The sequence below is a fragment of the Exiguobacterium sp. s181 genome (assembly GCF_018617125.1).
Lineage (GTDB): Bacteria > Bacillota > Bacilli > Exiguobacteriales > Exiguobacteriaceae > Exiguobacterium > Exiguobacterium profundum.
This window is the reverse complement of sequence record NZ_JACSJM010000002.1, coordinates 195,897-221,752: the sequence shown is the minus strand read 5'-3', so window position 1 is coordinate 221,752 and position 25,856 is coordinate 195,897. Positions and strand designations below refer to the sequence as shown.

The 25,856-nt window shown below is 49.2% G+C and carries 22 protein-coding genes and 1 other annotated feature; of the genes, 2 read left to right on the top strand and 20 right to left on the bottom strand.

The window, feature by feature from the left end; all coding sequences use genetic code 11:
• Nucleotides 1-31 precede the first annotated feature (31 nt).
• Entirely contained in the window at nt 32-1,468 is a 1,437-nt protein-coding gene (locus KNO70_RS07405) for a protein adenylyltransferase SelO (protein WP_214811767.1), read from the top strand.
• A 91-nt stretch (nt 1,469-1,559) separates the two neighbouring features.
• Nucleotides 1,560-2,015 (top strand): ASCH domain-containing protein, encoded by a 456-nt coding sequence (locus KNO70_RS07400; RefSeq protein WP_214684737.1) that lies wholly within the window; start codon nt 1,560-1,562, stop codon nt 2,013-2,015.
• A 1,328-nt stretch (nt 2,016-3,343) separates the two neighbouring features.
• Here KNO70_RS07400 and KNO70_RS07395 read toward each other — a convergent pair.
• The 20 genes from KNO70_RS07395 to KNO70_RS07300 form a co-directional block, all read right to left on the bottom strand.
• Complete coding sequence (locus tag KNO70_RS07395; protein WP_143404753.1) at nt 3,344-4,150, bottom strand: hypothetical protein; 807 nt, start codon at nt 4,148-4,150, stop codon at nt 3,344-3,346.
• Nucleotides 4,151-4,302: 152 nt separating this feature from the next.
• Nucleotides 4,303-4,497, bottom strand: coding sequence for a DUF5388 domain-containing protein (locus KNO70_RS16315; RefSeq protein WP_168169889.1), 195 nt, complete (start codon nt 4,495-4,497; stop codon nt 4,303-4,305).
• Between the two features lie 449 nt (nt 4,498-4,946).
• Entirely contained in the window at nt 4,947-5,702 is a 756-nt protein-coding gene (locus KNO70_RS07385; RefSeq protein WP_078146540.1) for a hypothetical protein, read from the bottom strand.
• A gap of 92 nt (nt 5,703-5,794) precedes the next feature.
• The gene (locus KNO70_RS07380; protein WP_214811763.1) at nt 5,795-8,446 is read right to left on the bottom strand and encodes a valine--tRNA ligase; all 2,652 of its coding nucleotides are present in this window, start codon (nt 8,444-8,446) and stop codon (nt 5,795-5,797) included.
• A gap of 58 nt (nt 8,447-8,504) precedes the next feature.
• Nucleotides 8,505-8,726 (bottom strand) — a binding site (T-box leader).
• A gap of 47 nt (nt 8,727-8,773) precedes the next feature.
• Nucleotides 8,774-10,078, bottom strand: coding sequence for a glutamate-1-semialdehyde 2,1-aminomutase (hemL, locus tag KNO70_RS07375; RefSeq protein WP_031421390.1), 1,305 nt, complete (start codon nt 10,076-10,078; stop codon nt 8,774-8,776).
• On the bottom strand, nt 10,075-11,055 hold the full coding sequence (gene hemB / locus KNO70_RS07370) for a porphobilinogen synthase (protein WP_074037524.1): 981 nt from the start codon (nt 11,053-11,055) through the stop codon (nt 10,075-10,077). The genes hemL and hemB overlap by 4 nt, the downstream gene beginning before the upstream one ends.
• Nucleotides 11,052-11,684 carry a uroporphyrinogen-III synthase gene (locus KNO70_RS07365; RefSeq protein ID WP_214811748.1) on the bottom strand — a complete coding sequence of 211 codons (633 nt, stop codon included), beginning with the start codon at nt 11,682-11,684 and terminating at the stop codon, nt 11,052-11,054. Before KNO70_RS07365 ends, hemB begins: the two co-directional genes overlap by 4 nt.
• Before the next feature lie 25 nt (nt 11,685-11,709).
• Complete coding sequence (hemC, locus tag KNO70_RS07360) at nt 11,710-12,627, bottom strand: hydroxymethylbilane synthase (RefSeq protein ID WP_214811745.1); 918 nt, start codon at nt 12,625-12,627, stop codon at nt 11,710-11,712.
• Between the two features lie 52 nt (nt 12,628-12,679).
• The gene (gene hemA / locus KNO70_RS07355; RefSeq protein WP_214811741.1) at nt 12,680-14,026 is read right to left on the bottom strand and encodes a glutamyl-tRNA reductase; all 1,347 of its coding nucleotides are present in this window, start codon (nt 14,024-14,026) and stop codon (nt 12,680-12,682) included.
• 185 nt (nt 14,027-14,211) lie between these two features.
• Nucleotides 14,212-15,381: an AI-2E family transporter gene (locus KNO70_RS07350; RefSeq protein WP_214684742.1), complete on the bottom strand. Its 1,170-nt coding sequence runs from the start codon at nt 15,379-15,381 to the stop codon at nt 14,212-14,214.
• A gap of 110 nt (nt 15,382-15,491) precedes the next feature.
• The gene (gene yihA, locus KNO70_RS07345) at nt 15,492-16,085 is read right to left on the bottom strand and encodes a ribosome biogenesis GTP-binding protein YihA/YsxC (RefSeq protein ID WP_214811727.1); all 594 of its coding nucleotides are present in this window, start codon (nt 16,083-16,085) and stop codon (nt 15,492-15,494) included.
• Nucleotides 16,086-18,386, bottom strand: a complete 2,301-nt coding sequence (lon, locus tag KNO70_RS07340) for an endopeptidase La (RefSeq protein WP_214811691.1) — start codon at nt 18,384-18,386, stop codon at nt 16,086-16,088.
• Between the two features lie 72 nt (nt 18,387-18,458).
• A complete protein-coding gene (gene clpX / locus KNO70_RS07335) occupies nt 18,459-19,727 on the bottom strand; it encodes an ATP-dependent protease ATP-binding subunit ClpX (RefSeq protein WP_015881113.1) in 1,269 nt (422 codons plus the stop codon).
• Nucleotides 19,728-19,938: 211 nt separating this feature from the next.
• Entirely contained in the window at nt 19,939-21,231 is a 1,293-nt protein-coding gene (gene tig, locus KNO70_RS07330) for a trigger factor (protein WP_015881112.1), read from the bottom strand.
• Between the two features lie 89 nt (nt 21,232-21,320).
• Nucleotides 21,321-22,232 (bottom strand): hypothetical protein, encoded by a 912-nt coding sequence (locus KNO70_RS07325; RefSeq protein ID WP_214811687.1) that lies wholly within the window; start codon nt 22,230-22,232, stop codon nt 21,321-21,323.
• Between the two features lie 538 nt (nt 22,233-22,770).
• Complete coding sequence (locus KNO70_RS07320) at nt 22,771-23,283, bottom strand: metallophosphoesterase family protein (RefSeq protein ID WP_214811684.1); 513 nt, start codon at nt 23,281-23,283, stop codon at nt 22,771-22,773.
• A 5-nt stretch (nt 23,284-23,288) separates the two neighbouring features.
• The gene (locus KNO70_RS07315; protein WP_074037535.1) at nt 23,289-23,879 is read right to left on the bottom strand and encodes an XTP/dITP diphosphatase; all 591 of its coding nucleotides are present in this window, start codon (nt 23,877-23,879) and stop codon (nt 23,289-23,291) included.
• Nucleotides 23,876-24,625, bottom strand: coding sequence for a ribonuclease PH (gene rph, locus KNO70_RS07310; protein ID WP_214811681.1), 750 nt, complete (start codon nt 24,623-24,625; stop codon nt 23,876-23,878). Before rph ends, KNO70_RS07315 begins: the two co-directional genes overlap by 4 nt.
• Entirely contained in the window at nt 24,618-25,421 is an 804-nt protein-coding gene (gene racE / locus KNO70_RS07305) for a glutamate racemase (protein WP_305798180.1), read from the bottom strand. Before racE ends, rph begins: the two co-directional genes overlap by 8 nt.
• Nucleotides 25,422-25,533: 112 nt before the next feature.
• Nucleotides 25,534-25,797 (bottom strand): phosphocarrier protein HPr, encoded by a 264-nt coding sequence (locus tag KNO70_RS07300; protein ID WP_015881106.1) that lies wholly within the window; start codon nt 25,795-25,797, stop codon nt 25,534-25,536.
• Nucleotides 25,798-25,856 lie beyond the last annotated feature (59 nt).

Sequence of the window (25,856 nt, the reverse complement as noted above, 5' to 3'; positions counted from 1 at the left end):
TATACTCGAAGCGAAGAAGGAGGCATGCGCCATGACAACTGACTGGAACTTCGAGGCGACGTACCTCGAACTACGTGACATCTTTTACGACCGTGGGCCCATCCATCCGGTCGACAATCCGACACTCGTCTTGTTTAACGATCCATTAGCCGCTTCGCTCGGCCTTGATGCGCAAAATGTCAAGCAAGACATCGATTTACTTGCCGGCAATCGTCAAACAGAGACGTCTTTCTCTCAAGCATACGCCGGACACCAATTCGGCAACTTGACGATGCTCGGGGACGGACGCGCCCTCATGCTCGGGGAACATGTGACTCCGAACGGGAAGCGTGTCGATGTGCAACTGAAGGGTTCTGGACCGACGGAGTATTCTAGAGGGGGCGACGGACGAGCCGCACTCGGGCCAATGGTACGCGAGTTCCTCATCAGCGAGGCGATGGACGCCCTCGGCATTCCAACGAACCGGGCGCTCGCCGTCGTTCAGACAGGGGAAGCCATCATGCGTCAAGGTCCGAAGCATGGAGCCATCCTGACTCGGGTCGCCTCAAGTCATCTTCGTGTCGGAACATTCCAATTCGCAGCAGGCGCCGGCTCCATCGATGACGTCATCGCACTTACTGAAGTAGCAATCAAACGACACGACCCAGACTTGATCGATGCACCGAATCGCTATGAACAGTTCCTCGGACGCGTCGTCGAAAGACAGGCGAGACTGATTGCCAACTGGCAACTCGTCGGGTTCATTCATGGGGTGATGAATACGGACAATATGTTCATCAGCGGTGAAGGTCTCGATTACGGACCATGCGCGTTCATGGACACGTATCATCCGGAGACGGTCTTCAGCTCGATCGACCGAGAGGGACGTTACGCCTATGCGAATCAACCATATATCGGGTCTTGGAACCTCGCCCGACTGGCGGAGACGTTGCTTCCGCTCCTTGGCGAAACGAAAGAAGAAGCGGTTGATGTGGCGAACAAGCAACTCACCCGTTATACCGAGTTGTATAAAGAAGCGTACTTTACCGGTCTCGCACATAAGATTGGCTTATTCGTCCGAAAAGATGGTGACGATGAGCTAGCGGATGAATTGCTCCGCTTGATGATGGAGACGGAGGCAGATTATACGAATACGTTCCGCTCGTTGACGCTCGGTGAGATTGAATCGCTCCCATTCGCAACTCGGGAAGACGGGAAGGCGTGGATTGACGCTTGGCGAAAACGCCTAAGCGAACAAGGTCTCCCGGACGAGGACGTCAGTCGAATCATGCGCCAATACAACCCGGCCGTCATTCCTCGAAATCATCATGTCGAAAAAGCGATTCAAGCAGCAGAACGAGGCGACTTCGGCCCGACCGAGGCGCTACTCACGATTTTGCGTGACCCCTATAACTACAATCAACCGTCTGAGTACGTATCAGCAGGTCCACCGCGGACGTATCCGTATCAAACGTTTTGTGGCACGTGAACCATCTCGCTTTTGCGAGATGGTTTTTTGAAACTTCTTTTTATTTCTTACGTAATATGGAGTGCTCTTAATTCGAAAGGAAATGATCATGATGAATGAAATGACACTCGCTTATTGGAATCAATATTGGAAAGATAGTGAAGAGCATCCGCCGACTGATGTCGAAGCGTTTCAATTCGGAGATGATGCCAATACGCTAGCCGAACTGGTCGTCTCTGGAAAGAAAACCGCAACATGTTCCGCACATATACTTTATGAGATTGAGAATGAACCACTCCCTTACGTCGGGCAGTACGCAATCGTTCTCAATGCAGCGGATCGACCAGTTGCCATCATTCAAACGACTGAAGTTACGATTCAGGCGATGAATGAGGTATCCGAAGCGTTTGCATTAGCCGAAGGTGAAGGAACATACATCGAATGGTGGGACATCCATGAGCGATTCTTTAGTGAGTTACTTCATTCGTATCAATTGTCGTTTGCACCAAATATAAACATTGTCTGTGAACGATTTACAGTAGTGGATCGATTCAATGCGAAAGAGTGATTGAACGGGAAGATGACATCGAGTGAAGAATAAATTTTTGATAAAGACCCGAGCGTCACTCTCGACGTTCGGGTTTCTCTGTTTCTGCAAATCGATTCATAATAGCTGGTTTAAGATGAAGAGTTGTTAAATACATAGTCTGACTACTAAGTTAGATGATTGGGATCTGATAACGGCCAGGTTACCAGATTTTTCATGCCGTTTTTCTTACTGTAAAGATCTTCATAATCCTATGTTTTTCATAAAAGAAACCGCTTTAACAACAGCTTTTTTCAGGTTTAAGCTCATAAGGAGCAATGTATACATGTAGATTTGTATACTTATGTACCGTTTTCAAAAAATTACTTAGTTAGATCAATGTGGCTCTGAACATTCAGCAAGGACGAAGCAAGAATAGGAACTGATCAACGAGAGGTTGTCGACAAGCAACACAATCTTGATCGCGATCCTTTGTGAGATTGCACAGGTGAACAGAACCTACGACTATCGACGAATTATCATGACAGTCAACCATAGGACGATACCAATATGGACTAACGCATTCAATAAGAAGCGTATCTATCGTTTCATATGGTTCCTTGAGATTTCTTCAGTCATCCATCAGAAGCGAAAGTGTTACAAAAAGTCGTTCCCGTAGCACTGACCAAGAACCTGATAAACCGAGAATTTAGCCTCTCACGACTGAATGAGAAATGGTGTATTTACGTCATGGAGTTCTAATATGGACCTGGTATCTTGGTGAGAGTATGACGATTCGATTGTCGCCTACGGCTTCTGAGAATCCAACACACTGGGTTCGTCTTCCGGACGATGACCCCAGCAATTGCTGGGCTATGTACAGGAGCTGGTTCGAGGACCTATAAAGATCGTCGGTTTTGAGGTACCCTGAAATTCGCAATATACTATGTGCTTTAGTTCCAGGTTTGTAACGAACCCACACCAGCCATCACGACTTACATATACAAACAGATCGTCTCTAGAAACAACTAAACGACTTAAGTTCTGTTAAATACAGGACTCAAGCCGTTTAGTCTAATTTTTATTTATTGCTCTATCTACTTAATGAGGAGAAATTCATGATGTGTCAGAATTTTTTAAAAGTTGATAAATAGTTTTTGGTGCACTTGATTCTAATTATTCCTCTTTTTTATTTTTGTCAAAAAGACTCCCAATCCAAACGATAATTCCTATAAAGATTGGGAGACCTAAAATAAAAGTAAGTAAGTTTTTCGGCACGATTTCATTATATATATATAACAACACTATTGATAAGACGATAATAACTAAATATTTAACAAACGTTTTCACTAACTACCATTCCTTTAATATTATTTCAATTCAATATAGTCATTTTTAGGCTTACTATCTCTAGCATCAATCCACTTAGCTAATCCAGTACCTAAATCCATATAGTTCATCGCCCATGCTGACCCTGCTCCTACCGCGACTGCTAATTTCGGTGCTCCCCAAGCTTTCAACCTACTTACCACTGTTTTAGTAAATATTCGTTGTGCTTCTTTTTTTCCCTTCTTGATAATAAATTGGGATACGCCTCCAGCTACCCCTCCCACAGCTATACCAAAGAGCGTATTAAAAGTAGCTGCTGCAAATTTAACACTAACTCTTGCTTGAAATGCGTTTGCTTCTTGAGTGCTAAATGCATCAATAATTGTATCTTTTATTACAAACTCTTTTTCCTCTTCATTCTGAATTTCCTCAATATTTTCTTCTAATTGTTCTTGGGCTACAGGTAAGTCATTGTAAATGCCAGAACTCTTATCAAAGAAGTCAGTTAATACTTCAGCAAAGGCCTTATCTTCCTCCATGTTATCAAATCCATATATAGTAATTTGTTCTTCTATTAAAGCATCAAACAACTGTCTTTGCTCTGGACTCATTTCATCAACAGATGGAATATTTTCTACAGCCTCTTCTAAATCAAAATCATCTGATAAAACTTCTTCACTCAGCTCTACTTCTTCGAATGAATGGAGTGCAGAAGTAGAAACCAAGACATTATCTAATGTAAATTGATTTTCTTGCTCTTGTGCTTTGCTATCCTGTGTTGGGATTGAGCTTAAAACGAATACTACAGCTGTAACCAATGATACTTTGCCTAGAAATGATTTTTTCAAAACGTTCCCCCTAAAGATATTTAATATTATCCAACAAAGGACAATGTACCAAAAAAAGGATTAATAGACAATATTATTTCAACGTAAATTTACTTTTTTTTAAAAATAATAGAAAGAGTGAGCAATGTCAAAATACACATTGCTCACTCTTTCTATTTCTTTTGCTTCATCATCAAAACATCTCGAATCATCTCGTATTCTTTCCTTTCATTTGAAGAGAGTAATTCAAGATACTCGTCAATCATCGTTGAAATGATCGCATCTGCTGAATCTGCTTTGCCCATCGTCACTAACGCTGATAATTTATTTTTTGTAAGGTTTGAAACACGAACAGTGCTTGATCCTATATTGACCGAGTTCTTAGCTACCCGTTTATTTGAGGTTTACTTTCTGAGACGTGGTTTTCGATCCCACTGTTTGATATTCCGATACCTCAGCCTTATATTTTTATTGAGGCGCTTCACCTTTAGGGTATCTTTATCTAACTTTAGTCGGTCAACCAATTTAGCCACATTTGACCGGTGTGGCAATCAGTACGCTCTTCACGTCTTCTCACTATATGTCAACAGGTCGATTGCCGTTTTGGAGTGAGGAAGACGAGGTATGAAATTCTTCTATAACATACTTTCGTCAGTGGTTGGAGTTCTATATTTTACATATATCGTCCACCTGTTTCGAATCGGTTTTACGACCCCGCTCTACACTTAGATTTCAATGCTATTGACGATTGGAGTCATCGCCTTGTGGCTTTTCAACAAACGACCCGAACGTCGCTCTTGACGCTCGGGTCTTAATATTATTCTGAATCCCGAAAAGGAAACGATACAGACGAAGGCTCCGGTAACGAATCAGCGAGTGCCAACAACTCTTCTTCCGAGATATTTCCTGTCACGATAATCAGTTTGCCTTGGGTTAAATAGTATAAACCGTTCCCGTATGATTGCTCCAATACATACGGTTCTGGCTGTTCCGACATCTCCCCTTCTACTTCAGTGAAAGAATCCGTCGCAATGATACTGATGAGGCGTGTCTCATCATATAACGTCCAAAGCTTCACCGGCCAATCGCTACCTGAATAATCAGCGCTGATGGCCTCCATCTCTTTATTAGGAAGATCTAATCCGTGAGCGAACGCTGATGATGTCTCCGGAATCCCAAAACGTTGCATGCCACGCTGCGCCCATCCATTTCTTTCATCATGAATGAATACGCCAAACGGGTTCTCACGGTCAGGGACGGTCATCGCAACTAAACCGATCCCCCCGACCATCGTCTCCGTTATAATGTGATCCTTCGACAAGTGTCTTGTCGAGCCATCTTCATATTGAAGGGTGATTTGTTCCACGACCGCGTCTGAGACCCGTTCCGTGCCTGGTTGTACTTCGGCAATCGTCGTCCCCGTCACGTCTACGTCGGGGAATTGCGATTCATCGATCACTCCCTCCTGTTCTACCTCTTCCACACCCGCCTTCTCCACAGCCTTCGTCTCTTCTGACGGTGTACATCCAGCCAGTCCCAACATAAGAACACATACTATTCCGATTCGTCTCATCTCATATCCCCTTTTCTACGTCTATCTCTTCAAATTCTACCAAAACACAAAAAAACCTTCTTCAGAGAATCAATCTCCAAAGAAGGTGTGTCTTACTTACGCAACTCTTCCAAACGGGCGCGGACCGCGTCACGCTTGTCGAGGTAGTCTTTTTCTTTTGCTTTCTCTTCGTCGATGACGTGAGCCGGTGCCTTGGCGATGAAACCTTGGTTTCCGAGTTTCTTCTGCACGCGCTCGACTTCTTTTTCATACTTCGCCACTTCTTTTTCAAGACGGGCGATTTCTTCTTCGAAGTTGATGAGGTCTGCGAGCGGGATGAAGAGCTCCGCTCCCGTCATGATCGCGGACATCGACTTGTCCGGAGCCGTGAGGCCACGTCCGATTTCAAGCTCTGTCGCATTCGTGAACTTGCCGATCGTCATTTCATTCGCGCTCAAGTAACCTTGTGTCGCATCGTCGCTCGTCGAGATGAAGAGCTGAATCGGTTTAGACATCGGTGCGTTCACTTCGGCACGGATGTTACGAACCGAGCGGATGACGTTCATCACAGCTTCAAACGCTGGAACCGAATCGGCGAAGTGAAGGTCGTCACGACGCGTCGGGTAGCTTGCACGAACGATTGAATCGCCTTCGTGCGGCAAGTGTTGCCAAATTTCTTCTGTAAGGAACGGCATGAACGGATGCATGAGACGCATGATCGAATCGAGCGTATGTGCGAGGACCGAACGGGTCGTGTGCTTCGCTGCTTCGTCCTCACCGTACAACGTGAGTTTCGCCATCTCGATGTACCAGTTACAGAACTCTTCCCAAATGAAGTTGTACAAGTAACGACCGGCTTCACCGAACTCGTACTTGTCGACGAGGCGTGTCACTTGGTCGATTGTGTCGTTCAAGCGCGTCAAGATCCACTTGTCAGCAAGCGTCTTCTCACCTGTGAGGTCGATGTCTTCGACTTTAAGACCATCCATGTTCATGAGTGCGAAACGGCTTGCGTTCCAAATCTTGTTCGTGAAGTTCCATGTCGACTCGATCTTCTCCCAATAGAAACGAAGGTCGTTCCCTGGTGTCGAACCTGTGAGGAGGAACCAACGGAGTGAATCCGCTCCGTATTGGTCGATGACTTCCATCGGGTCAACACCATTACCGAGAGATTTCGACATCTTGCGTCCTTCCGAGTCACGGATGAGACCGTGGATGAGGACATCATTAAACGGTTGCTTCCCTGTGAACTCGAGTGATTGGAAGATCATCCGTGATACCCAGAAGAAGATGATGTCGTATCCTGTAACGAGCGCGCTCGTCGGGAAGTAACGGTTGAAGTCCGGTGCGTCCGCATCCGGCCAGCCCATTGTTGAGAACGGCCAAAGTGCTGACGAGAACCATGTGTCGAGGACGTCTTCGTCTTGTGTCCAGTTCTCACTGTCCGCTGGCGCTTCTTTCCCTACATACACTTCTCCTGTCTCGTTATGGTACCAAGCCGGGATGCGGTGGCCCCACCAAAGTTGACGACTGATACACCAGTCGCGGATGTTCTCCATCCAACGGAGGTACGTGCCTTCGAAGCGTTCTGGGACGAAGTTGACTTTCGTGTCGTCGTTTCCTTGTGCCTCGAGTGCCGCTTTCGCGAGTGGCTCCATGTCAACAAACCATTGTTTCGAAAGGTATGGCTCGATGACTGCGCCTGAACGCTCTGAGTGACCAACCGAGTGCGTGTGCGGCTCAATCTTCACGAGTGTGCCGTCCGCCTCAAGGTCTTTCACGAGTTGCTTGCGGCATTCGAAGCGGTCGAGCCCTTCGTACTTGCCTGCGTTCTCGTTCATCTTCCCGCCTTCATCCATGACGAGGATGCGTGGAAGCTCGTGGCGGTTTCCGATTTCAAAGTCGTTCGGGTCGTGTGCTGGCGTGATCTTCACGCAACCTGTACCGAACTCCATGTCGACATAGTCGTCTGCAACGATTGGAATCTCGCGGTTCATGACTGGAAGCATGATCGTCTTGCCGATGAGGTGTGTGTAACGCTCATCTTTCGGGTTGACGGCAACCGCCGTATCACCGAGCATCGTCTCAGGACGTGTCGTCGCGATTTCGATATGACCTGAACCGTCAGCGAGGGGATACTTCATGTGATAGAACGCACCCTCGACTTCTTGATAGATGACCTCGATATCTGAAACGGCCGTCTTTTGAGCCGGGTCCCAGTTGACGATGTATTCGCCACGGTAAATCAAGCCATTTTCGTAAAGACGGACGAATACTTCTTGAACGGCTTTTGAGAGCCCTTCGTCGAGTGTGAAGCGCTCACGTGAGTAATCGAGACCGAGACCAAGTTTTGACCATTGGTCGCGAATCGTCTTCGCATACTCGTCTTTCCATTCCCACGTCTTCTCGAGGAACTTTTCACGTCCGATGTCGTAACGCATCACGCCTTCTTCACGGAGCTTTTGCTCGACTTTCGCTTGTGTCGCAATCCCAGCGTGGTCCATCCCTGGGAGCCAGAGCACGTCATAGCCTTGCATACGCTTGAGGCGTGTCAACAAATCTTGGAGCGTCGTGTCCCAGGCGTGACCGAGGTGAAGTTTCCCGGTAACGTTCGGTGGTGGGATGACAATCGTGTACGGTTGTTTCGAATCGTCCTCGTCTGCTTTAAATACATCGTTCTCTAACCAGTAGTCGTACCATTTTGACTCCGTCGCACTTGGGTCGTACTTCGTCGGCATGGTGATTTCATTTGTCTCATGGGCCATGTGTGGCGCCTCCTCTATGTTATTGGTGAACACAAAAACGGCTTCTCTCGTCCTATACGCTAAGGACGAAAGAAGCCGTGATCTTCCGCGGTACCACCTTAGTTCGCCAACAAGTGGCGCCCTCAAAATCGAATAACGGTCGATGGACCGAACTTTCCTACTCCATTCAGAAAGTCAGCTCCGAGGCGACTTCCGCGTCCATCCCTCGCAACCTTTCACCAAGCGGTCGCGTCTCTAAAAGGAATGGAGGATGCGTACTACTCCTCATCAATGCAATTCATCATATCTGTTAAATAATTGTAGCGACAGAAACGTCAGCAGTCAAGATTAGAGTGAAAACTCTTCTTGAAGCTCCTTGAACGTCGCCTCGACCGCTGCGATCGTCTTCTCGATATCCTCGTCCGTATGAGCCGTCGAGAGGAACAATCCTTCGAACTGTGACGGTGGCAAGAAGACGCCGCGCGCCGCCATCTTCTGATAGTACGAGCGGAACATCTCGAGGTTTGCCGACTTCGCTTTCTCGAAGTTCGTCACTTTCTCGTTCGTGAAGAAGAAACCGAACATCGAGCCAGCGCGGTTCGTGTCGTGTGGGATGTTGTATTTCTCGCCTGCTTGCGTGAAGCCTTCCGCGAGACGGTCTGCTTTACGCTCGAACTCGGCGTAGTGCTCCGGTTTGAGTTGCGAGAGTGTCGTGTAACCGGCAATCATCGCAAGTGGGTTACCCGAGAGCGTCCCAGCTTGATAGATTGGACCTTGTGGTGCAATCTGTTCCATGATTTCACGTTTCCCACCGTAAGCGCCGACCGGAAGTCCGCCGCCGATGACTTTCCCGAGACATGTGAGGTCCGGTGTGACACCGAAGTACCCTTGTGCACAGTTGTACCCGACACGGAAGCCCGTCATGACCTCATCAAAGATGAGAAGCGCGCCGTTTTGTTCCGTGATCTCGCGGAGTCCTTCGAGGAATCCTGGTTGTGGTGGCACGAAGCCCATGTTTCCTGCGGCCGGTTCGACGATGACACCAGCGAGGTCGTCTCCGTATTTCTCAAAGGCGACGCGGACTGCGTCCAAGTCATTGTACGGAACCGTGAGCGTATGGCTTGCGAGTTCTTTCGGTACGCCTGGAGAGTCCGGGAGACCGAGCGTCGCGACACCAGACCCGGCTTTGATGAGAAGCGAGTCCCCGTGTCCGTGGTAGCATCCTTCGAACTTCAAAATCTTCGTCTTCCCTGTGTAGCCGCGTGCGAGGCGAAGTGCCGCCATCGTCGCTTCCGTTCCTGAGTTGACCATACGGACCATCTCGATAGATGGGACACGATCGATGACGAGTTCTGCCATCTTCGTCTCAAGCTCGGTCGGTGTCCCGAACGTCCAGCCTTTTTCAGCTTGTTCTTGGATCGCTTTCGTGACGACCGGGTCGCGGTGACCGAGGATGAGTGGTCCCCATGAGAGGACGTAATCGATATATTCGTTGCCGTCGATGTCATAGACGCGTGAGCCTTCACCGCGTTCGGCGAAGATTGGCGTCATCCCGACCGATTTGTAGGCACGGACCGGGCTGTTGACACCGCCTGGCATGAGAGGACGGGCTTGTTCGAACGCTTCTTGTGAGCGCGTTTGATTGTATGTCATGCGTAGTCTCCTTCCAAATAGCGACAGACGTCTTTTGCGAAATACGTGACGATGAGATCAGCACCGGCACGTTTGAATCCGACCATTGTCTCCATGACGATGCGTTCTTCGTCGACCCAGTCGTTGAGTGACGCGGCTTTGATCATCGCATACTCTCCGCTCACGTTATATGCCACGATCGGCATATCGAGTGAGTCGCGCATGTCACGGATGATGTCCATGAACGCGAGAGCCGGTTTGACGATCATGAAGTCGGCACCTTGTTCCACGTCCGATTGTGACTCACGGAACGCCTCACGACGGTTCGCCGGGTCCATCTGATACCCTTTACGGTCGCCTTCACCAGGAGCCGATTGGGCTGCGTCACGGAACGGTCCGTAATACGCAGACGCATATTTGACGCCGTAGCTCATGATTGGAATGTGACTGAATCCGTTTTGGTCGAGACCTTCACGGATAGCTGCGACGAATCCATCCATCATCGAGCTCGGTGCGATGACATCGGCACCCGCTTGTGCTTGCGTAATGGCTGTCTGGACGTGAAGTGGAAGTGATGCGTCGTTATCGACGTCCCCATCCTTCACGAGACCACAGTGACCTGTCGACGTGTACTCACAAAGGCACGTATCGGCGATGACCGTGAGCTGTGGCGCCCACTCCTTCACTTTACGAATCGCTTCTTGGACGATGCCGTGGTCATGATACGCTTCACTGCCTTCTGGGTCTTTATGTTCCGGCACACCGAACAAGAGCACAGATTGGAGACCGAGGTCGACGATTTCTTTAATCTCTTCTTCGAGTCGGTCAAGTGAATAATTGAAGACGCCAGGCATCGAGCTGACTTCACGTTTAATGTTAGTCCCTTCAATGATGAAGAGCGGGTAAATCAAATCTTCTTTTCGAACATGATTTTCACGTACGAGGGCACGCATCGACTTCGATGAGCGAAGACGACGGTGACGGTCAAACTGGTTCATGAAAAATCCTCCCCTACACACTGTATTAATGCATCCATAGTATAACATTCTGGCACTCGTACCGGTAACGTCGACACTTGTCGGACAGCGCGTTCGGTCACTTCGCCAATGGCGTACCACGTCCCGTTGAAGTGGGACAAGTATGGTGTGAGCGCATCGACGGCCGACGGACTCAAGACGAGTAACGCCTTCACCGTCTCGAGTTGTTGTTGTTGGTCCGAGGTCAATCGGATTGGAATCGTCTCATAGACGACCCAGTCATACACGCAAGGCAGCATCGACATATGGGACGTGTTCGCCAAATTGCCACGTGCAAACAAGACGACATCATCGGTCGAAACAACGTCAGATAACTGCTCAAAAAGCGCCTCACCCGTATACGTCTCCGGCATGAGCGAGACGGTAAAGCCCTCCGCTTCAAGCGCCCGCTTCGTCTTCTCCCCGACAGCGGCGACCTTGACGTCACGCGTCAGATTCCGAAGGGCTTGCACCGCGTTTTGACTCGTCACGACGAGCCAATCGAATCGTTCCACGGGTGGCGATGTATGCGTCTCTCTCGTCTGAATGAGCGGGACATGATGAACGGAAAGACCGCTCGCCTCGAGCCGTGCCCGTTGCGAAGCGGTCATTCGTTTCGTTCCCGTATACCAAACGTCACTCATTGACCGAGGCGAGGATTTCACGCCCGCCACGACCGAGCAATTCTTCTGCTACGTCCATTCCGAGTGCGATTCCGTCCGTTGACGTCTTCGTCACACGGAGCACTTCTTTCCCGTCCACTGACGCGATGAGACCTGTCAGTGTCACATCGTCACCGTCGACCGTCGCATAACCGCCGACCGGTACGTGACAACTTCCTTCAATCGCTTTTAAGAAAGTACGCTCCGCTGTAGCCGCTTTCGCTGTCACTTCATCATGCAACAATTGAAGCACTGCCGTCACTTCTGCGTCGTCCTTGCGGCTCTCGATGGCGAGTACGCCCTGGCCGACAGCAGGTACCATGACGTCCGGGTCAAGCGCTTCGAAGTCGACACGATCTGTCCACCCCATCCGTTCAAGTCCGGCTTTCGCGAGCAAGATGGCATTGTAGTTCTCGGCGTCTAACTTCTTCAGACGCGTGTCGATGTTTCCACGAATCCATTGAATCTCAAGGTCAGGACGGGCTGCCAAGATTTGAGCACCACGACGGAGTGAGCTCGTTCCGACAATCGAACCTTTTGGAAGCGTCTCGAACGTGTAGCCGTTCTCACAGATGAGGACGTCACGCGCATCGACACGTTTCGGCATACAGCTAATATAGAGTTCTTCTGGTAGTTCGGCCGGAACGTCTTTCATGCTGTGTACGGCGAAATCGATGTCCCCATCGAGCATCTGTTGTTGAATCTCTTTGACGAACAACCCTTTCCCACCGACTTTCGACAATTGCACGTCGACGATTTGGTCACCTTTCGTCACGATTTCTTTAATCTCGAACTCGTTCTTTGCTCCAGCTTGCTTCAACTGCTCGATGACCCATTTTGTTTGAGTCATGGCGAGTTGGGAACGGCGTGAACCGACAATGATTTTCCGCATGTTCAATCTCTCCTTCATAGAAAAAGGCGACACGCGTCGCCTTTTTGTCTTGTTAGCGCATCAATGCGCGAAGTGGTGCTTTGGCAGAAGTGGCATCTGTTTCTTCCACTTCGTCTACAGATTGTTCCGGCAACTCGACATCAAGTCCGAACGTCTCGATGAATTGAGCGATTCGAACGTTCGCGTCCGGTTGAGCCGCTGCATCTTTAATGTAGTCAATCGGGTCACGAAGCATTTGATTGATGATCGACTTCATGTGCTTCCCGATGACTTTCTTGTCTCGTGCTGATAAATGGTCGAGCTTACGCTCAAGACTCGTCATCGTGTCTTCTTGAATATCAAGGGCACGAGCACGCAACTCGTTCATGATTGGCACGACACCAAGCGTGATGAGCCATGTTTGGAACTCTTGAATGGCTTCATCGATTTTCATTTCAATCTTTTCAGCCTCGACGAGACGCGCTTCAAGATTTTTGTTTACGATTCCGTTCAAATCATCGACATCGAACAAATGCACACCCGGAAGTGTCGCGACCGCTGGATCGATATCTCGCGGCACAGCGATGTCAATGAGAAGAAGCGGACGTTCGCGGCGCAGCAACTGTGCAGCCGCTACATCGTCGTATCCAATGACGGCATCCTTCGCCCCGGTCGAACTAATCAAAATATCTGCATCAAGTAATCCACATGCGATCTCACGAATCGAATGGGCACGGCCTTTGAACTTATCCGCTACAGCTTTTGCTTTGCTCTCCGTCCGGTTGAAGACAGCGATTTGTTTCGCACCAGCTTCAAATAAGTTGAGTGTCGTCAATTCACCCGTCTCACCGGCTCCGACGACGACGACTTGTTTGTCTTCAAGCTGTTGATACATCTCTTGTGCGAGCGTCACGGCAGCCGAACTGACCGATACAGACATTTCCCCAATTTGCGTGTCCGTATGGGCGCGCTTGGCGAGTGTAACCGCTTCTTTGAATAATTTATTGAAGACCGTTCCTGTCGTTCCATGCTCCTGGGCACGGAAGAAACTCGTCTTCACTTGACCTAAAATTTGTGTTTCCCCGATGATCATCGAGTCGAGTCCCGACGTGACACGGAACAAGTGGCGAATCGCCTCTTCCCCTTCTCGAATCGACAAGTATGGTGTGAACTGCTCCATCTCTAAGTTGAACCAGTTCGCCAAGAAACGTTTCGTGTAATAACGTCCAGTATGGAGTTGATCTGTCACGACGTACAGCTCTGTCCGGTTACACGTAGACAAAATAACCGACTCGAAAATGCTCTTCTCTTCGCGAAGTGCAATCATCGCATCCACGATTTCTTGCTCCCCAAACGAGAACTGCTCCCGAATCGCGACAGGGGCTGTCTTGTTATTTAGTCCAACGACGACAATATGCATGTATCTCTTCCCCTCATCTAAAATCCACCGACGGTTATCTCTTCTTTATTTCAATCTCTACCGTACATTATAACAGTTCTTATCTGGTAACTATAATCTTCTGTTTGATTTTCCCGAAATAAAATAAGAACTTTTTGTGACAAAAAGAAGTAGAAATGGCGAAACTCCATTCCTACCCTTTCTTCTTATAGATTTGGCGAGTTCGGGTCCGTGATGATCGAACTCTCAGGTTCCTCTTTGTCCAAATAATGTTCTCGTTCTCGTAATTTATAGATGCGAACGATATTCTGGACAACCGTTTTGGCGACCGCATAAAACGGTACAGCGATGAGCATTCCGATGATACCGGCCAAATTTCCTGCCACGAGCAAGACGATGATAATCGTGAGCGGGTGTACTTTTAACGACTTTCCTTGAATGAGTGGCGAGATGACGTTCGACTCAATTTGTTGCACGACGATGATGACAACGATGACCCATAATACCTTGATCGGATCTTGAATGAATGCCACGACCACTGCCGGTGCAGCCCCTAGGAACGGTCCAACGTAAGGGATGATATTTGTTACCATCATGAAGAGTGCGAGCAAGATGGCATAATCTACACCGACGATCCAGAGACCAATCAGTGACGTGATTCCAACGAAAAATGCGACGAGCAACTGAGCGTTGACGTAGCTCCGCACCGTCTCGTGCATGTCATGCAAGATGTGACGCGTCTCTTTCTCATAGCTCGAGGGTAAGAGTTTGACGATAGCGTCTGGTAAACGTTTCCCGTCGAGTAACATATAAAGGAGCATGAACGGGATGACGACAATCGTGATAACCGCTGACGTCACGAAACCAACGACTTGCCCAAATGACGAGGCGATATTTCCGAACAGATCACCTAAGTACGACGTGATGTTCGTCGTCAAGTTACGGAACATCTCGTCATTTTCTGCCATGAAGCGTGCAAAGAACTCATTTTGTAGCAACGTGTCACGGACAGCGAACGCCTGTTTCTGAAGTTCTTTTGCGATACTCGGCATAGAGTTGACGAGCGACGTGATTTGTTCGCCTAAAACCGGTCCGAGAATACTGAAGACAAGTGTAAAAATAAGCACGAGTCCGATCAGTGTGATGGCTACAGCTAGCGTTCTCTTCCCTTTTAAGCGTTTCTCTAAGAAATCGACAATCCCGACCAGAAAATAAAAGAAGAGTCCGGCCACAATAAGCGGAACCGTGACGAGTGCCAAAATAACTTGAATCGGTTCAAACACGAATGAGATCTGTGTCCCGACCCAAATGACTAAAAAGATGGTCAGCGTCCAAAAGAGGGCGCGATACCATTTGTTTTCAAACATGCGTTGCATTTCTCCACCTCGTTTACAATGATGACTATGTACTAACTATGATTATACGATAATTACCCGCTTGCGGGCTGACAAAAACAAAAAGGCGAAGGAATCCCTCCGCCTTCTCCTTATTCGCCTTCTGTGATGAGTGCGTAAATCGCTTTCCACGCCTCGTCTTTTCCTTCTGCCGTCTCGGCTGAGAAGGCGACAAAACGGTCAGATGGATCGAATTGAAGCTTGCGTTTCACCGCCGCCTCATGTTTTTGACGCTGACTCTTCTTGATTTTATCGAGTTTCGTCGCCACAACGATGACCGGAATCTCATAATATTTCAAGAAGTTGTACATCGTCACATCGTCACCCGTCGGATCATGACGGATATCGACGAGTAAGACGACGCCGCGAAGCGCCTCTTGACTCGTCAAATACTGTTCCATCATGACGCCCCACTTCTCACGTTCCGTCTTCGATACTTTCGCATATCCGTATCCCGGAACGTCAACGAACATGATCTCATCATTGATGTTGAAGAAGTTAAGGGTCTGTGTCTTCCCTGGTTTCGAAGACGTCCGTGCGAGCGCCTTCCGTTGGCAAATCTTATTGATGAACGACGATTTCCCGACGTTCGACCGCCCGGCAAGTGCCACTTCCGGCAAGTCATGGACCGGGTAATGGTCTGGCGCGACGGCACTCGTCACGAACTCTGCTTTGTTGATCTTCATTTAATTTCCTCCAAATGCTACATCTAGTACTTCATCGAGTGTCGTCACGGGAACGAACGTCAATTTCTCACGAACCGTCTCTTGAATATCATCGATGTCTCGCTCATTATCTTTCGGAATGACGATGGTCGTCAACCCGGCCCGATGAGCAGCGAGCGCTTTTTCTTTCAATCCGCCGATCGGCAAGACACGTCCACGGAGTGTGATCTCACCTGTCATCCCGACATCACGATGGACTTTCTTCCCGGTCAATGCGGAAATCAAGGCCGTCGCAATGGTGATTCCGGCCGACGGTCCGTCTTTTGGCACGGCACCCTCTGGCACGTGAATGTGAATGTCTTGTCGCTCATAGAATGTCGGGTCAATCCCGAACCGCTCTGCGTTTGCACGGACATAGCTATATGCTGTTTGTGCCGACTCCTGCATCACATCACCGAGTTTCCCCGTCAACTGAAGTTTGCCTTTCCCTGGAGCGAGCGCCACTTCGATTGTGAGCGTGTCGCCACCAAACGCCGTGTAGGCAAGGCCTGTCACCGCACCGATGGAGTCCTCGGTCTCCCCTTTTCCGTAGCGATACTTCGGCTTCCCGAGATACGTGATGATGGCTTTCTTCGAAATCGTGACCCGTTTCTTCTCACCGATTGCGATTTGTTTTGCTGCTTTACGGCAGAGCGAACCGATGACGCGTTCTAAGTTTCGGACACCCGCTTCACGTGTGTAGCGGCGTACGACTTCATAGAGCGCATCTTCTTTGATCGTCAATTGGCTCTTCTTCAATCCGTGCTCTTTTAACTGTTTCGGCACTAAGTGACGCTTCGCGATTTCAACTTTCTCAAGCTCCGTATACCCACCGATTTGAATGAGTTCCATCCGGTCAAGGAGCGGTGCTGGAATTTGCGAGACATCGTTCGCTGTCGCGATAAAGAGGACGTTCGACAAATCGAACGGTTCTTCGATGTAGTGGTCCGAGAAGGAGACGTTTTGCTCCGGGTCGAGCACTTCTAACATCGCGGACGCCGGGTCTCCTCTGAAGTCAGAAGCCATCTTGTCGATCTCATCGAGCAAGAAGACCGGATTTTTGCTTTCCGCTTGCTTCAACCCACGGATGATTCGTCCTGGCATCGCACCGATATACGTACGACGGTGCCCGCGGATTTCCGCCTCATCACGAACCCCTCCGAGCGAGACGCGAACGAAGTGACGTTCAAGCGCCGACGCGATGGAGCGGGCGAGCGACGTCTTCCCGACCCCTGGAGGTCCGGCGAGACAGAGGATTGGTCCACGAAGCGAGTTCGTCAACTGACGGACGGCCAGGTATTCGAGGATTCGGTCTTTGACCGACTCCAAGCCGTAATGGTCATCGTCAAGGACGTCTGCCGCATGTTTCACGTCAAGCTTGTCTTCCGTCTCAATGCCCCATGGAAGAGAAGTGACCCAGTCGAGGTAGTTACGGATGACCGCATACTCTGGAGACGTCTGCGGCACGACGTTCAATCGTTCCGCTTCACGCATGACGTTCTTCCGCGTCGTCTCTGGCAAGTCGAGCGCCTCTAACTTCTCACGAAGGCGGTTCGGTTCTGACTCTTGCGTCTGGTCACCGAGCTCTTGTTGAATCGTCTTCATTTGTTCTCGTAAGTAATACTCGCGCTGTGACTGCTCAATCGACTTCTTCGTCCGCTCGCGCATCTCTTGCTCGAGTTCGATCACTTCGACCTCATGTGCGATGATTTCAAGCAGTTCAAGCCCTCGTTTGACCGCATCTGCTTCTTCAAGCATCGCTTGGCGAAGTTCGACGTCGACATCAAGTTTCGACGTGATATAGTCCGTGAGCGATTCAAGCCGCTCATACATCTCGAAACGACGACGCTCATCTGGCGACATGCCCTTGATGTTTGCGACAAGTTTTCCGAACTGCTCTTTCAACAGACGGACGAGTGCCGTACGTTCGACTTCTTCTCCTTCAGCAAGTTCAAGTGGTTCGACGTTGGCGAACCATCCTTCATCTGTCGATTCAATCGAGTCGACACGGACACGCTCTTTCCCGACGATCCGAACCCGAATCGTCTCGTTCGACAGTTCACTCATCTTCGCAATGTGGACACGTGTTCCAACCATGTATAAGTCTTCCGGTTCCGGTGACTCGTTCCCTGTTTCTTTCTGCGTCACGACAATCAAATCTGTTTCATGCTCCTTTGCGGCAAGGAGCGCCCGAAGGGATAACGGGCGTCCGACATCGATGGTCACACCGATGAGCGGATATACGACGACTCCTCGCAAAGGAAGGATTGGTAATTTTTCCATATATAACGCCTCCTGTGCAAAAAGGCCCAAAACTCGGATGTGCCGAGTGTTTGAGCCTTCTTCGTTAAAGAATTATGCTGTCTCTTTGTTGTCCCCTGTCTGTTCGACAGTACCGTCACGAAGGACGTATTTCGGACCGGCAAGACCCGTAATCGTTTCATCCGTGATGATGACTTTCTCGATATCGTCACGCGATGGGACAGTGAACATCACATCGAGCATCATTTCTTCGATAATCGAGCGGAGACCGCGCGCGCCAGTCTTACGTTTGATTGCAAGTTTGGCGATTTCGATCAATGCTTCGTCTGTGAACGTCAATTCGACATCGTCAAGCTCGAGCATTTTCTCGTACTGACGGACGAGAGCATTTTTCGGCTTCGTCAAGATTTCAACGAGCGCTTCTTCATCGAGTGTCGTGAGCGTCGCCATGACTGGCAAACGTCCGATGAACTCAGGAATCAAGCCGAATTTTTGAAGGTCTTCAGGGAGTGCGCGGGCGAGCAAGTCCTCTTGCGTCAACTCGCGATTCTCTTGGTCGTTTCCGAAACCGATGACTTTCTTCCCGATTCGGCGTTTGACGACCGATTCGATGCCGGCAAATGCGCCACCGACAATGAAGAGAATGTTTGTTGTGTCGATTTGGATAAATTCTTGATGCGGATGCTTACGTCCACCTTGTGGCGGTACGCTTGCTGTCGTGCCTTCAAGAATTTTAAGGAGCGCCTGCTGAACGCCTTCACCGGATACGTCACGCGTAATCGATGGGTTTTCAGACTTACGGGCAATCTTATCGATTTCATCGATGTAGATGATTCCTTTTTCAGCCTTCTCGACATCATAGTCAGCCGATTGAATCAATTTGAGCAAGATATTCTCAACGTCTTCCCCGACGTAACCTGCTTCCGTCAAGCTCGTCGCATCCGCGATTGCGAATGGGACGTTCAAGACGCGAGCCATCGTCTGAGCGAGAAGCGTTTTTCCGCTACCCGTTGGTCCAATCATGACGATGTTCGACTTCGCAAGTTCGACATCATCCGAACGGCCACCGGCGTTGATCCGTTTATAGTGGTTATATACAGCAACTGAAAGCGCACGTTTGGCGCGGTCTTGACCAATGACATAATCGTCTAGGATGTTACGAATCTCTTGTGGTTTTGGAATGTCTTTAAATTCGACTTCTTCCTCTACACCGAGCTCTTCCTCAACGATTTCATTACAAAGTTCGATACATTCATCGCAAATGTATACGCCAGGACCGGCGACTAACTTACGAACTTGTTCCTGCGATTTTCCGCAAAACGAGCACTTGAGTTGCCCCTTTTCCTCGTTAAATTTGAACATTCGATACACCCCTTCTGTGGTGAAAATGGATGTAAGTGCGATAAATCGCGATTTGTATTTTCTGGTGCGATGCACCGCGAAAAGACATTTTACATCTCTGCGTTGAAATAATTGTAGCATGAACATATTGCGACTTCAAAGAATTACACATGCAATGTGCTGTGACAGAAAAAAGGACGACCGCTAGGCAGTCGTCCCTTCGAATATCAGCTTACTTCGCTTTACCGTTTTCAACGAGGATGTCGATCGCTTTACGGAATTTGAGGTCACCTTTAAGTGTCTCAAGTCCACCTTGCGGAGCGAGCATCGTACGGAGTTGGTCCGGTGCGATGTTGTAAAGTTTAGACATTTCTTCAAGCTCTTTCTCAGCATCTTCGTCAGATACTTCGATTGCTTCTTTGTCAGCGATTGCTTTCAAGACGAGACGAGCTTTTACGCGCTCTTCAGCTTGCTCTTTCATCTCTTCGCGCATTGCTTCTTCAGAAGTACCAGTGAGCTCGAAGTACATGTTAAGGTCGATTCCTTGTGAAGATACACGTGAACCGAACTCTTGTACCATGCGGTCTACTTCTTGTTCAACGAGAACTTCCGGTACGTCGATTGTCGCGTTAGCAGTTGCCTGCTCTACGAGTTGGTCGCGCATTGTACCTTCAGCTTCTTGTTTCTTACCAGCTTCTAAACGCTCACGGATGCTTGCTTTCAACTCGTCGAGTGTCGAAACAGACTCGTCGATGTCTTTTGCAAACTCGTCGTCGAGTTCAGGAACTTGTTTTGTTTTGACTTCGTGAAGTTTGACTTTGAATGTCGCTGGTTTACCCGCCAAGTTTTCAGCGTGGTACTCTTCAGGGAATGTTACTTCAACGTCTTTTTCTTCACCAGCAGTCATGCCGATCATTTGCTCTTCGAATCCTGGGATGAATTGACCAGAACCGATTTCGAGTGTGTAGTTCTCAGCTGTGCCGCCTTCGAACTGCTCACCGTCAGCGAAACCTGCGAAATCAAAGACAGCTGTATCGCCGTTTTCGATTGCACCTTCTTTAACAGCTAGTTCTGCGCCTTGCTGTTGAAGTGCTTCAAGTTCTGCTGTTACTTCGTCTTCTGTTACTTCAGTTGAAACAGCTTCGTACTCGAGGCCTTTGTATTCGCCAAGCTCAGCTTCTGGCTCAACCACGAATGTCACTTTGAAAGCGACTGGTTTGCCTTTCTCGAGCGTGCCGTCTACATCGATGTTTTCGAGCGCGATTGGTTCGAAACCAGCTTCTTCAACCGCACCTTGGATTGTGTCGCGGTAGAGAATGTCGAGCGCATCTTGATAGAGTGCTTCTTCTCCATACATTTTGTTGAACATTGGGCGTGGCAATTTCCCTTTACGGAAGCCAGGCACGTTCAAGTCTTTGACGACTGTTTTAAATGCGGCGTCAACTGCTTTATCAAAAGCTTCTGCAGGAGCTTCGTACGTGAGTACGCCTTGGCTACCTGATGTTTTTTCCCATTTTGCTGTCATGCTAAGTCCCTCCAACAATTCGTTTATACCGTACAAAAATGTACAACAATCCGTATTATAGCATAAATCCTCGGTAAGCACACAAGGATTTAGTCTAATAACGCCTGTGTAAAGCGAAGATCCGCCTCTAAAATCTCCGCAGCTAAACCGTCGACTGATTCGTCATGTAAAATCGCTTGTTTCGCCTGTACGAGCGCCTGTTCCACATCTGCTTTTTCGGCCGGCACATACGGATAATGCGTATACATGTAATTCATCATCAGCTGGGTCCCGATTTCATCGCCTTCAACTGATTTTTGAAGTGAAAAGACGGTCTTCTCCCATGTTTCAATCTGCGCTTTTGCTTCTGTTCGTGTCATCTTGTTCGAAACGTCCCCATCCGTCCATTCGATGACATCTAGTTCGGCGAACGCTTTTTCCAACACGATCAGTTTGACGAGCTTCGGACGCTCCGACACGAGCAGTTCATGTAGCACATTGTCGAGCACCGGGTCGATTTGAAAGTGAACATGTTGTAATGCTTCAATCTGTTCCCCCGTACTCCCTCGTGTCAGCGTTCGTTTCAACTTGGCAATTGCCGCCGGAAACTCGGTCATCTTCAACACTTGAAGTACCTGATGTGCCTGTGTGTTGACCGTATCCTTCTTGTCCTGCCATTCGAGATACTGGTTAATCCAGTGCGCCGCTTCAAACGGTTGGTCCCGCATGATGTAATACTGCGCAATCTGCAGCCCTCCTGAGGCCGGCTCTTCCGCCTCGGACATATGGATGCTGACGAGTTCCTGCAGCTTCTCGAGTGTCTCTGGGTCGTCCGGCCGTTCCATTGCACATTGGAAGATTTCCATGAAAATAAACGGGTCACCTGGAATCGTCTGATACCAATCCCATAAAATCGGTTCGATCCGCTGTCGTTCCTCAGAAGCATCTGCCTCCTGAATCATCTTATGCAGACGCGCCCAATTCCCAGGGAACGGATAGTCCTGATCCTTTTCCTTCTCCATCTTCCCTCACCCTCTCTTCCATTCCCCTTCATCTTCCGTTAGGACGCGATTCCTTGTCAATCGATTTCCCGGAAAATGAAAAAAGAGACGTTCTCCGTAGAGAGCGTCTCTATTTTAATGGAAGCGTCCCAAGAGGGATTCGAACCCCCGACCGACGGCTTAGCTTACCACCATGACTTTCGTCACCAACATCGTGTTGTTTGTAGTCTGGACTATATCTTCACCGTTTCAGGTGCGACACGTGTAGTCTCTACGGAACCTCACGAGCATGATGCTCCTCCATTGATTCTACCTCTACATGCATAGACATTCGAATCAACTCGACCCAATCGGGAATGAGTTTCCTCGGTATTACCATCAGCATCATCTGTTAAGGCTTCACCGATATAGTGCCGTCCACTTTATAGGTTTCTGTTTCCCTATAAAGGCTCCTATTTGTCTTGAAGGCCGTTGCTCTATCCTGCTGAGCTATTGGGACATTGACATGAAAACTATAATAGAAAAATGGTTTCCTGTCAATCGATTTCCCATTCGAAACTCATAGTTTTCCTGAGATGTCCAAGTCTTCGACGTGAGAACCGTCTTCTGACCGATAAAAATGCACTGTTGCTTCTCCCGATTCGAGATCGAGTAACGCATACGTTTTGTCCGTTCGTCCTCGCGGCATGCGAATCGAACCTGGGTTGATGTAGACGACCCCGTCCTCGATCAGCGCACCCGCCACATGCGAGTGACCGAACAAGACGACATTCGCCCCCACTTCTTCCGCTCGATACCGTAGACGGTTCAAATCGAATTTGACGTCATGATGGTGCCCGTGAACGATTAAAATCGTACCGGCATCCGTCGTCTCGATGCGTTCGAGGGGAAGGTCTCCACCGAAATCACAATTCCCCCGAACCGTTCGATAAGGTAACAAATGTTCATCGACAAGGGCGAGCTGTGAATCCCCGCAATGGAACGCGTCATCAATTTCCGCCTCATGTCGTTCAAAAATCGTTGTCAATTCTTCGGTCAAACCATGACTATCACTCACTATTAGAAAACGCATAAGCTTCATCCTTTCATGAATGGTATGATTTCTGCCTCCAGTTTTCGTAGTGCCTGTCCACGGTGGCTGACGACCGCCTTCTCGTCACGTTCCAACTCTGCCGCTGTCTTATGAAGCGATGGGACGATAAAGAGTGGATCGTATCCGAAGCCATTTTCGCCTTGTGGGGAATAACCGATTGTCCCTTCGATCGTTCCACGAACGGTCAACGTCTCTCCGCTCGGTTTTGCGAGACAGAGCGCACAGACGAAACGAGCCGTACGATTCGTTTCTCCGTTCAATTTTTCAAGAAGAAGCGCATTGTTTGCCTCGTCTGACTTTTCTGGACCTGCAAAGCGGGCTGAATATACTCCCGGTGCCCCGTCAAGTGCGTCGACTTCAAGACCGGAGTCATCCGCGAGGACGGCATGTCCAAAATAAGCTGCCGCCTCCGTCGCTTTTAACGCCGCGTTCTCTTCAAACGTCGTGCCGGTCTCTTCCGTCTCTGGTGCATCCGGATAGTCGAGTAGTGATTCGACCTCGAACCCGAGCGGCGTCAGCATTCCTTCGAGTTCTTTCACTTTTCCAGGATTGTGTGTCGCGATGATCAACTTCATAATGTCTCCTCCGAACGTTCTCCGACGTACCACCAAGAAGCACCGAGTGCCGCTTCCGCCGTCTTGAATAATGATTCGATGCCATGTTGCGCGAGCGCGAGCATCTCGTTCATCTCTTGTAGCGTGAACGTCGCCTCTTCCCCTGTACCTTGTACTTCGACGAATCGACCGCTTGCCGTCATGACGACATTCATGTCGACCTCTGCCGCAGCGTCTTCTAGGTAATCCAAGTCCAAGACGAGCTCATCGGTCCGTCCGACAGAAATCGCAGCCACCCCTTCTTTAATGGGTGTATCTTCAAGTTTCCCTTGGCGAATCAAGCGGTCGACGGCCAACACGAGCGCGCAAAAACCACCTGTGATGGAAGCCGTCCGAGTCCCGCCATCCGCTTGAATGACGTCACAGTCGATCCAAATCGTCCGTTCACCGAGACGTTCTAAGTCCACGACAGAGCGGAGCGACCGGCCAATCAGACGCTGAATCTCCATCGTTCGTCCCGATTGTTTTCCACGTACCGATTCCCGGACAGTACGGTCTCCCGTCGCCCGTGGGAGCATCGCATATTCTGCATTGATCCACCCTTGTTTCTTACCGCGAAGGAAATTCGGTACGCGCTCTTCCACAGTCGCGGTACAGATGACTTTCGTATCGCCGATTGAAATCAGTACGGACCCTTCCGCATGCTTGTTCACGTGCGGCACAATCTCGACTGGGCGCAGTTCATCAAATCGTCTCGTATCACGCAATGCCGGTCACCTCGACTTTCTCCGCATGAACCGGACGCCCGAGCCATTCGCTCGCGAGTCGGTCAAATAGGTCGATATCACCCGTCGCATAGAAGGCATGTGCCGGGACTGCATCCAATCCATTCTCAAGTTCCTGATAATCGAGCATCGCAGCCACTTCAAGCGCCGTCTCGTCACCTGATGAGATGAGGTGGACGTCCGGTCCGACCACATCTTGAATGACTGGGGCAAGGAGTGGGTAGTGCGTACAACCGAGAATCAACGTATCCATCTCGGATGGTTGAAGTGGACGAAGTGTTTCCTCCACCACTTGTCGCACGCGCTCTCCAGACACTTCTCCAGCCTCTACGAGCGGGACGAACGGTGGGCACGCGAGTGAATACACATCGACCTCACCTGCCACGTGACGTAACGCCTTCTCATATGAACCGCTCTCAATCGTCATCTTCGTACCGATGACACCGATATGCTTGTTGCGCGTTCCTTTGACAGCCGCGCGGGCACCCGGGTCGATGACACCGATGACCGGGATGTCGAGACGTTTGCGCGCCTCCTTCAATACGACCGCTGTCGCCGTATTACAGGCGATGACAATCATTTTAACGTCTTTCTTCAATAAAAATTCAATCAATTCCCATGTATATGCTTCAATCTCATCGTGCGGACGCGGCCCGTACGGACAGCGCTCAGTATCTCCGATATAGACGATCTCTTCTTTAGGGAGTTGGCGCATCAATTCTTTGACTACCGTCAACCCGCCGACTCCTGAATCGAGGACTCCAATCGCTCGTTTCATTTTCATCACTTCCATTCTCACCTATCTTACCAAAAAACCTCGGACGGAAAAAGAAACGTTCCCATGACAAAAAAAGACGAGGTCGCCAGTGGCGCCTCGTCCCTTACCCGAATTACTGAGCAAGACCTTCGCTAGTGAGCATGTCAGAAAGCGTGTTGATTGCTTCTTCTGCATCTTCACCTTCAGCAGTGATCTTGATTGTAGAATCTTTTGCGATACCGAGTGAAAGTACACCCATGATCGACTTCAAGTTAACTGTTTTACCATTGTACTCGAGGTTGATGTCTGATTGGAACTTAGAAGCTGTGTTAACCAACTGAGTAGCTGGACGAGCGTGAATTCCTGAATCAGCAACGACTGTGAACGTTTTTTCCATGAGATGATGGTCTCCCTTCAAAATTCAATTCTACAGGCGAACCAGCAGAATATTTTTTG